This window comes from Polaromonas aquatica, assembly GCF_042659145.1.
In the GTDB taxonomy this organism is placed as follows: domain Bacteria; phylum Pseudomonadota; class Gammaproteobacteria; order Burkholderiales; family Burkholderiaceae_C; genus Polaromonas; species Polaromonas aquatica.
On record NZ_JBHSRS010000010.1, the window covers coordinates 1 to 1,137 of the forward strand.

Annotated in this window: 1 protein-coding gene; it reads left to right on the forward strand. The window is 65.7% G+C overall.

What is annotated here, in order from left to right; all coding sequences use genetic code 11:
- Positions 1-115: 115 nt before the first annotated feature.
- A partial coding sequence (locus ACFQND_RS03900) for an IS30 family transposase (protein ID WP_377412378.1) occupies positions 116-1,137 on the forward strand: 1,022 nt, incomplete at its 3' end.

Genomic DNA, 1,137 nt, shown 5'->3' on the forward strand with positions numbered 1-1,137 from the left:
GGGGCGGATCGTCACTTTTCCGATACCTCGACGCACTCTATCCGTGGGCGGATTCAACCGGTCAACGCAATGGGTGCTGTGAGATGAAGCAGACGTTGATCTCAGGAGGCATCGGTTGCAGGGCAAGCATGGTCATCTCAGTCGTGAGCAGAAGCAGCTCGCGCTCCGTCTCCACTCGAAGGGATGGAGACTCATCGACATCGCTCGCGAGATCGGGTGCACGGCGCCGATGGTCGGCCGCATGGCGAGGGAAGGGCGTCACCTCGACGGGAAACCGTTCGGCTGGGAGCCGCGCGAGGGTCATCTGACGGTCTTCGATCGCGAGGAGATACTCGTGGGTCTCGCCCGCGGTGACACGCTCACTGCGGTCGCGCGCAGCCTCGGGCGGGCGGTGTCGACGATCAGCCGCGAGGTCAAGCGGGGCGGCGGACGCGAGGAGTACTCGGCGTGGCGGGCGCATGAGGACGCCCGGGAGCAGGCCCGCAGGCCGAAGCCNAAGCTTGACGGTGGCCGGTTGCTCGAGACCGTGACAGCGCAGTTGAAGCAGCTGTGGTCGCCGCAGGAGATCGCTGCCCGCCTACGGTTGGAGCATCCCGACGACCCGGAGATGCACGTGAGCCACGAGACGATCTATCAGTCCCTGTTCGTACAGGGACGCGGGCAACTGCGCCGAGAACTCGCCCGCTGCCTGAGATCGGGACGCACGGCCAGGAAGGCGCGAACGGCAACGGATCGGCGCGGCCGTCTGCCAGGGATGGTCATGATCAGCGAGCGCCCCGCTGAGGTCGAGGACCGTGCCGTTCCCGGGCATTGGGAAGGCGATCTCATCCTTGGTGAGAACAGCCGTAGCGCCGTCGGAACCCTCGTCGAACGCAGCACCCGCCTCACGCTCCTGCTGCATCTGCCTGATGGGAAGAGTGCAGACAAGGTGGAGGCCGCGATGCGCGAAGCGATCACCGCGCTCCCGTCGTCGCTGGCGCGGACGATCACCTGGGATCAGGGCGCGGAGATGGCCAAGCACCTCGAGTTCACAGCCACAACCGGGATCCCGATCTACTTCTGCGACCCGCACTCCCCGTGGCAGCGGGGCAGCAATGAGAACACCAACGGGTTGCTACGTCAATACCTTCCGAAGAG